This is a genomic window from Hungatella sp. (assembly GCF_046966825.1).
In genome coordinates this window covers 1-8,455 of the sequence record NZ_JBKVCZ010000201.1, presented here as the reverse complement: position 1 = coordinate 8,455, position 8,455 = coordinate 1, and the positions used below count along the sequence as shown (strand labels likewise).

Below are 8,455 nucleotides of genomic sequence, written 5' to 3'. Positions count from 1 at the left end.
AACGAAAAATCCTGCGCGTTAAGAATTGCTAATCCCCTGCAAAGTCACTGGAAACCACCCATAAGCCAGCCGGGGCAGACCGGGAAGCAGAGATCGACAGGGCTGTGAACTGAAACCGAAAAAGCTGTTTGACACCGTTTTTTATCTGTGTTATGGTATCAGGGAATCAAAAAAGAAGGGACAGGACGGAACGGATGAAAAAAGAGGATGCAGTGCTGGTGGTCAGCTTTGGAACCAGTTATAATGACAGCCGTAAGAAGACCATCGAGGAGATCGAGAAGACGATTGCCGGACATTTTCATGGTTACGAGTTTCATCGGGCGTTTACCAGCCGGGTGATTATTAATATTTTAAAAAAACGGGATTCCATTTCGATCGACGGAGTGTCGGAGGCAATGGAAAGACTTTTAAATCAGGGCATAAAACGGGTTCTGGTACAGCCCACCCATGTCATGAGCGGTGAGGAATTCGACGCCATGATGGAGGAGATGAGTCCCTATGAGGCTTCCTTTGAGGCAGTGGCCGTAGGCGCCCCGCTGCTCACTTCGGATGAGGACTATGAGCGGCTCGTCCGCATTCTGGCAGAGGATACGAAGGAATTTGACCAGGAGGGAACGGAGATCATTCTCATGGGACACGGGACAGAACATGCGGCGAATGAGGTCTATGTACGCCTTGCCGCGGAATTTAAGAAACAGGGATACGGCCGGTACCATGTCGGGACTGTGGAGGCGACGCCCTCGCTGGAAGATATGAAGCGCGAGACGGATCAGACAGGTGCGCGCCGGGTGGTGCTTCAGCCGCTGATGATCGTGGCGGGAGACCATGCCAACAACGATATGGCAGGCGACGAAGAGGACTCCTGGAAGAGCGTATTTCAGGCGGACGGATACGATGTGGTGTGCCGGCTGAAGGGCCTGGGAGAGCTGGAAGGGATCCGCAGCATGTTTGTAGATCACGCGAAAATGGCGGTGCGGTCCTTGACTTTCAAATAGCGCTTTGTTAGAATGTCACTATTCGTTATACAAGGAAAAGGTAAGGTAATATGCAAAAAAGAAAGAGAATGGCGGCTGCCGCGGTTTGTCTTGCGGCTGCCGCTTCCATCTGGCTGCTGTCGGGATGCGCCAGAAAGATCGAACCAATTACAAAGTCCAGTTTTATGCTGAATACGTTTGTAACCGTGACTCTGTATGATACGGATGATCCGGACATCTTAAACGGCAGCCTGGAACTGTGCCGTTCCTATGAGAATATATTCAGCAGAACCATCGAGGGAAGCGAGATTTACAAGCTGAACCACCGTTCTGCGGATGAACAGACCGTGACCGTCTCAGACGATGTGGCGGCTCTGCTGGAAAAGGGAATTCATTACAGTGAAGTCTCGGATGGGGATTTTGATATTACCGTCGAGCCCCTCAGTTCCCTGTGGAATTTTTCGTCGGATGAACATATAGTTCCTTCGGATAGCGAGATCAGGGAAGCCAGGGACAAGGTAAACTGGAAGAATCTGGAGCTGGCTGGGAATACCCTTACGTTTGGCTCGCCGGATACGGCCATTGATTTGGGGGCTATAGCCAAGGGCTATATTGCGGACCGCATGAAGGACTATCTTGTCGAAAAGGGCGTGAAGAGCGCTGTGATCAATCTGGGCGGCAATGTGCTCTGTATCGGGAAAAGGCCCGATGGAACGCCTTTTAAGGTTGGTCTTCAGAAACCTTATGCGGACCGGAATGAGACAATTGCGACGCTGAACATCGACGGAATGTCAGTCGTTTCCTCCGGTGTCTATGAACGCCATTTTGAAAAGGATGGGGTGAATTACCACCATATATTAAATCCCAGAGACGGATATCCGTATCAGAACGGACTCATATCGGTTACCATCATCTCCGATCTGTCCGTGGATGGGGACGGCCTTTCCACGACCTGCTTTTCCATGGGACTGGAGAAGGGAAAGGACCTGCTCGATTCCATCGACGGCGCCTACGGCGTGTTTATCACCGACGACTATGAGATTGTATATTCGGAGGGAGCGAAGCAGTTCCTGGATAAAGAATCTTAAGGATTCCTTTATTCATGGGGATTTGCTTTACATTTTTCCGGCACTATACTACAATAGAAGAAATGTAATTTTGACAGGAGCAGTGTTATGATTAAAAAAATATGGGACAAGGTTATGAACCGAGAGGTCATTTCTTATCTGATCTTCGGGGTGCTGACCACACTGGTGAACTGGGTGGTCTATGCGGCCATGGTAAAGGTTCATATCGATTACCGCATAGCGACAGCGGTGGCATGGGCGGTATCTGTCTTGTTTGCGTTTATTGTGAATAAGATTTTCGTATTTCAGAGCTATAATATGCGCCCGGCCTTTGTCATGAAGGAGATCACGTCGTTTGTGGCGTGCAGAGCCGTGTCGGGTGTGATGGAGATGGTCTTTATGATTGTCATGGTATCATGGATTCATATGGACGAGTATATCAGCAAGATTGCAGTTTCTGTGATTGTTGTAATTGTAAACTACGTATTCAGTAAACTTTTTATATTCAGGAAGAGCGAAGAAAAATCCCTGTGAAAGGTTGGCCGAAGTACGGCCAGGTAACTGCATATGGAACGCGATGACGAGATTGAAAAGATTTCTAAAGAACTAGAGGACATACTAAGAATGACATCAGAGAAAAAACGGAGCAGTGGGGAAACTGAGACGGAGAAGAAAAATTTGATACCTTCGGAGAATGGGACGGACGAAAAAGAACCGTCCGCTTCCCTGGAGGATTTTTCACTTATACTGGACCTGGGCGAGGGCTATACGGTGTCGTCGGATTCTGTAGCGGACGCGTCTGATCTTGAACATGGGGAAGCGGAAGCGAACGCCGGTGTGGGAGAGAGAACGGATTCGGGAGACAGGACAGATTCGCCGGAACTGTGTGCGGATCCCGGTGACAGCCTGGATTCCTTTGATCTGCTGAACGGTCAGACGGCGGCTGAAGGGGAATACGAGAATTATCCGGAACTTTTTCTGGAACCCGTGGAAGAGGAAGAATACGAATACGATGAAGACGCAGAATTTCCGGATCGGGACGACTCCAGGTATGCAGCCCGTGATGAGGGTATGTATCAGGATCAGGAAAATCCGGTCCGTAGTGACCGTACCCGGAAACGGAGACGGGACGGCAGAGAGAGCATCAGCCTGATACGGCCATCGGATGGACTTGTGGCTGCATTTTTTGTGCCGGTTATTATCATGATCATTATCTTTGCCCAGCGCGGAATCTTTCCGTTTGGGGAGGAGAGCTTCTTAAGAACGGATATGTACCACCAGTATGCGCCGTTCTTCTCCGAATTTCAGCACAAGCTGACCCATGGCGGCAGCTTCCTGTACAGCTGGGATGTGGGGATGGGCGTGAATTTCGCGGCCCTCTATGCCTACTATCTGGCCAGCCCCTTAAACTGGCTTCTGGTGCTTTGTCCCAAGGCGTATATTATCGAGTTCATGACCTATATGATCGTGTTCAAGATCGGTCTCAGCGGGTTAAGCTTCGCTTACTATCTGCGGAAGCACTGCAGAACCTCGGATTTCGGTATCGCATTTTTCGGCATTTTTTATGCGCTTTCCGGTTATATGGCGGCTTACAGCTGGAATATCATGTGGCTGGACTGCATCCTTTTGTTCCCTCTGATCATGCTGGGGCTGGAGCGCCTCGTACGGGAAAAGAAATGTTTTCTCTATTGCATTACTCTGGGGTTATCTATTCTGTCAAACTATTACATATCCATTATGATATGTATTTTTATGGTGCTGTACTTCATCGCCCTGCTTGTGATGGATGGAAAGAAATCGTGGAAGGATTACATGGTAAATATCAGTTCCTTCGCGGTGTTCTCCCTTCTGGCAGGCGGTCTGGCCGCGGCAGTGCTCCTTCCGGAGATCTACGCGCTGCAGATGACCGCGTCCGGAGATTTTAATTTTCCGAAGACGGTGACCTCCTATTTTCCGATCTTTGATATGCTGGCGAGACACTTACCGGATGTGGAGACGGAGATCGGACTGGATCACTGGCCGAATATCTACTGCGGCGTGGCGGTCCTTATGCTGTTTTTGCTGTATCTTGTAAACCGGAAGATCAAACGGCGGGAAAAAGTGGTGTACTGCGGTCTGCTGCTGTTCTTTTTTGCCAGCTTCTCGTTCAATGTACTTAACTTTATCTGGCATGGGTTCCATTATCCCAACAGCCTTCCGTGCCGCCAGTCCTTCATCTATATTTTTCTGGTTCTTCTGATGTGTTATGAGGCGTACAGTCATTTGAAGGAGACGCCGTGGAAGCATGTGGTGCTGGCGTTCTTTGCGGCGATCGTATTTGTGCTGATGGCTCAGAAGCTGATCACGGATGAAGCGTACCATTTTTCTGTGTTCTATGTGGCGATTCTATTCCTTTCCGCCTATACGGGGCTGATCTGTTTGTATCAGAAGGGGGTCAACCGGAATCTCGTCATCCTGCTGGCGCTGGGAGTCGTTTCGGTGGAAGCGGCGGTCAATACGACAGTGACGAGCGTTACCACGACCAGCCGGACCAGCTACGTAAAGGATAATGACGCCAGCGTGAGACTGACGGAAGGGATCAGCGATCCTTCCTTTTACCGGGTGGAAAAGGTCACCAGGAAGACGAAAAATGACGGCGCGTGGATGAATTTCCCGTCTGTATCCCTGTTCTCGTCCACAGCTAACGCGGACTTATCAAAGTTCTTTAAAAAGCTGGGATGCGAGAGTTCCACCAACGCTTACAGCATCACCGGCAGCACGCCGCTGGTGGATTCGCTGTTTTCCGTAAAATACGCGCTGTATTCAGAGACACCGGCCGATACCGGTCTCCTCACTCCGATGGAGGTGGAGGACCATACGTATCTCTACCGCAATGAATTTACGCTGCCGCTCGGAGTCATGGTCCCTTACGATCTTGAGGACAACTGGCAGTTAGACATCACCAACCCGGCGGATGTGCAGAACGATCTTGCCGTGGTGCTGGGAGCCAGCCCTGTGCTGGAGGAGGTGCCGAGCGAGATTCTCGGAACCAGCTTCACCTTCACACCGGAGGTATCGGGCGATTATTACGTCTATGTGAGCAACAAGAAGGTGGAAAAGGTAAGCGCCCTGATGGGGGAAAATACGAAGAGCTTCGACAACATTAACCGCGGATACATGCTGGAGCTGGGATGGATTTCCGCAGGCGAGGAAGTGACGCTCCGCAACGATGACAACGAGCAGGATCTGGTTGCTATGGCCTATCGATTTATACCGGAAGGTCTGGAATCGGTATACAATGTGTTAAACAGAAATTCCATGGAGCTGACGAAGAAGACAGATACGGAAATCTCCGGAAGAATCGAAGCCGAAAGGGCGGGGCTTCTCTATTTGAGCATTCCTTACGACAAGGGATGGTCCATATTGGTGGATGGAGAAGAGACGGAGCCGTATAAGCTGTTCGACACCTTCTTAAGCGTGCGGCTTACGGCCGGAACACATATCGTGGAGCTGCGCTATATGCCGCAGGGTTTAAAGACGGGTGGAATGATCACGGCGGGCAGCATCGTTTTGCTGCTTCTCATTGCAGGAATCACCGCAGGCCGCAGAAAGAAACCGGTCATGCGCAGAAGAATAAAATGCTAAGGAGAAATGAAATATGAAATTATGGGGCGGACGCTTCACAAAAGAGACGAACCAACTGGTACACAATTTCAATGCTTCCCTTTCCTTTGACCAGAAGTTTTACCATCAGGACATCGAAGGCAGTATTGCCCATGTAAAAATGCTGGCAAAGCAGGGAATTCTGACGACAGAAGACAGAGATGCGATCATAGAGGGGCTGGAAGGAATCCGCAGGGATTTAGAGAGCGGAGCGCTTGCATTTACGGCGGAGCACGAGGATATTCATTCCTTCGTGGAGGCGGTCTTAACGGAGCGCATCGGTGAGGCCGGAAAACGGCTTCACACAGGCAGAAGCCGCAACGACCAGGTGGCCCTGGACATGAAGCTGTATACGAGAGACGAGATCGATGAGTTGGACGGTCTGGTCAAATCCCTTCTGGAAGAGCTGTTAAAGCTGATGGAGGAGAATCTGGACACGTATATGCCGGGCTTTACTCATTTGCAGAAGGCTCAGCCCATCACGCTGGCTCACCATATGGGGGCCTACTTTGAGATGTTTGACCGCGACCGTTCCCGCCTTTCCGATATCAGGAAACGGATGAACTACTGTCCGCTGGGATCCGGCGCGCTTGCAGGCACCACCTATCCCCTGGACCGGGAGTATACGGCGGAGCTTCTTGGATTTGACGGACCGACGTTAAACAGCATGGATTCCGTGGCGGATCGTGATTACGTCATCGAGCTGCTCAGCGCGCTGTCGACGATTGCCATGCATTTGAGCCGCTTCTGCGAGGAGATTATCATCTGGAATACGAACGAGTATCAGTTCGTGGAGATCGATGATTCCTACAGCACCGGAAGCAGCATTATGCCTCAGAAAAAGAACCCTGATATCGCGGAGCTGATCCGTGGAAAGACAGGCCGGGTCTATGGCGCTCTCGTCTCCATTCTGACGACCATGAAGGGGATTCCGCTGGCCTATAACAAGGACATGCAGGAGGACAAGGAGCTGACCTTTGACGCCATCGATACGGTAAAGGGCTGCCTTGCGCTCTTCACTGGCATGATCTCCTCCATGACCTTTAAGAAGGATGCCATGGAAGCGAGTGCGAAGAATGGCTTTACCAATGCGACAGATGCCGCGGATTATCTGGTGAACCACGGTGTGGCGTTCCGTGACGCCCATGGAATCGTGGGACAGCTGGTGTTATACTGTATTGAGAAGGGGATTGCACTGGACGATATGTCCCTGGAAGAATTCCAGGCGATCAGTCCCGTGTTTGAGGAAGACATTTACGACGCCATCAGCATGAAGACGTGTGTGAAAAAGCGTATGACTATCGGCGCCCCGGGACAGGATGCGATGAAGAAAGTGATAGAAGCGTGCAGAGAGAGGCTGGAAAGGTAAAATCCATATACTGGAAATTTCCTCAGAAAAACTATTGCATTCCTCTATAGGGGAAGGTTTATACTAAAGTATATTAGAAGATTTATACGGAAAGGTAAACAAAATCTGATCAGAGGAGGCTGTCTGGTTTGCTATGGGGGAAAGGCAAAACGCTAAAAAATTATATTCTATCGGTGAAGTAAGCCGTATCTGCAATGTGTCAAAAAAGGCACTTCGCTTTTACGATCAAATCGGAGTGATCTCTCCGGATATGGTAAGCGAAGAGAACAATTACCGCTATTACAGCGAGGAGACACTGCTTCTGGTTCCGGTCGTCAAGTATTATAAACAGATGGGGTTCAGTCTGGAACAGATGCAGAGTCTGGTGGAAGGCAGTACGTATCAATGCCTGGAGCGAAGCTTTTTGAGCAAGAGTGAGGAACTGCAGACCGAACGGCAGGAGCTGTTATACCGCTATACCGCTGTGAAGGACTGGTATGAGCTCGTCCGTGAGGCGGAGCTTGTTTCTCAGCGCAAAGAACACGATGTGACGATAAAATATGTGAATTCTACGGTGTATTGCAGTAAAGAACAGGATTTTTCATACAATTACATGGAATCGATCATCAATATTCCGTGGGTGAACTATCTGGAAAGCATACATAACGAGATCACAGGGCCGGTTATCTTAAATTTCCCGTCGTTTCGTGAGAAACGGGATGGGACGTGCAGGCGGGCCAGGATTATGCAGATGCCGCTCCGCCCGCTGGTAAAGGATGCGGAACTAAAGACGCTGGGCGGGACCATGATGGCTTCGGTCTATCACGTGGGATCGCTGGATACAATCGGACGGGAATACGGGAAGATTGAGGAATGGGCGTCTAGAAAAGGATATATCTGCGGCGAGGAATCGTTTGAGCGGTATGTGGTGGATTACTGGACGACGCGGGTGTCGGCGGAGTTTGTGACGGAAATACTGGTGCCGGTTACCCGGATGGAAGAGTGCAGATAATTTGTGAAAATTGAATAACAGGATGCCAAAACCTTCCCCTTATGGGGAAGGTTTTGAAGAGACAACCATAGCTTCACAGGGAGATGGTTGTCTTTTTTTATGCAAAATTACACTGCATCACGGTTTGCCGGTATTGTTATTGTTTTAACATTACCCTAAGGGGAAGGTGCATTATGCAAATTTACCTGTATTATACTAAAAAATATTTAGAATAACAAGCAATAGCAAACATAATATAAAAATATTTTAGAAAAAGAGCGTATAAAATGAGGCTTGACATTCCACATAGGGGGAGGGACTATACTAAATGCATATAAAAAAGATGGATTGAAGATAAAAATTAGATAATGTATCTAATTTCAGACTGTAGACAAAATGGTTCCTGGTGCGATGCACCCGGAACCATTTTGAA

Annotated in this window: 6 protein-coding genes; all 6 read left to right on the top strand. The window is 49.4% G+C overall.

What is annotated here, in order from left to right; genetic code table 11:
- Positions 1-194: 194 nt before the first annotated feature.
- Positions 195-995, top strand: a complete 801-nt coding sequence (locus tag ACLTD4_RS31740; protein WP_055654056.1) for a sirohydrochlorin cobaltochelatase — start codon at positions 195-197, stop codon at positions 993-995.
- A gap of 68 nt (positions 996-1,063) precedes the next feature.
- On the top strand, positions 1,064-2,062 hold the full coding sequence (locus ACLTD4_RS31735; protein ID WP_390472311.1) for an FAD:protein FMN transferase: 999 nt from the start codon (positions 1,064-1,066) through the stop codon (positions 2,060-2,062).
- An 87-nt stretch (positions 2,063-2,149) separates the two neighbouring features.
- Positions 2,150-2,575 (top strand): GtrA family protein, encoded by a 426-nt coding sequence (locus ACLTD4_RS31730; RefSeq protein WP_002602416.1) that lies wholly within the window; start codon positions 2,150-2,152, stop codon positions 2,573-2,575.
- 90 nt (positions 2,576-2,665) lie between these two features.
- Positions 2,666-5,665, top strand: coding sequence for a YfhO family protein (locus tag ACLTD4_RS31725; RefSeq protein ID WP_243008275.1), 3,000 nt, complete (start codon positions 2,666-2,668; stop codon positions 5,663-5,665).
- A gap of 13 nt (positions 5,666-5,678) precedes the next feature.
- Complete coding sequence (gene argH / locus ACLTD4_RS31720; protein ID WP_117621344.1) at positions 5,679-7,052, top strand: argininosuccinate lyase; 1,374 nt, start codon at positions 5,679-5,681, stop codon at positions 7,050-7,052.
- Positions 7,053-7,185: 133 nt separating this feature from the next.
- Positions 7,186-8,043, top strand: a complete 858-nt coding sequence (locus ACLTD4_RS31715; protein WP_055654051.1) for a MerR family transcriptional regulator — start codon at positions 7,186-7,188, stop codon at positions 8,041-8,043.
- The last annotated feature ends 412 nt before the right edge of the window (positions 8,044-8,455 follow it).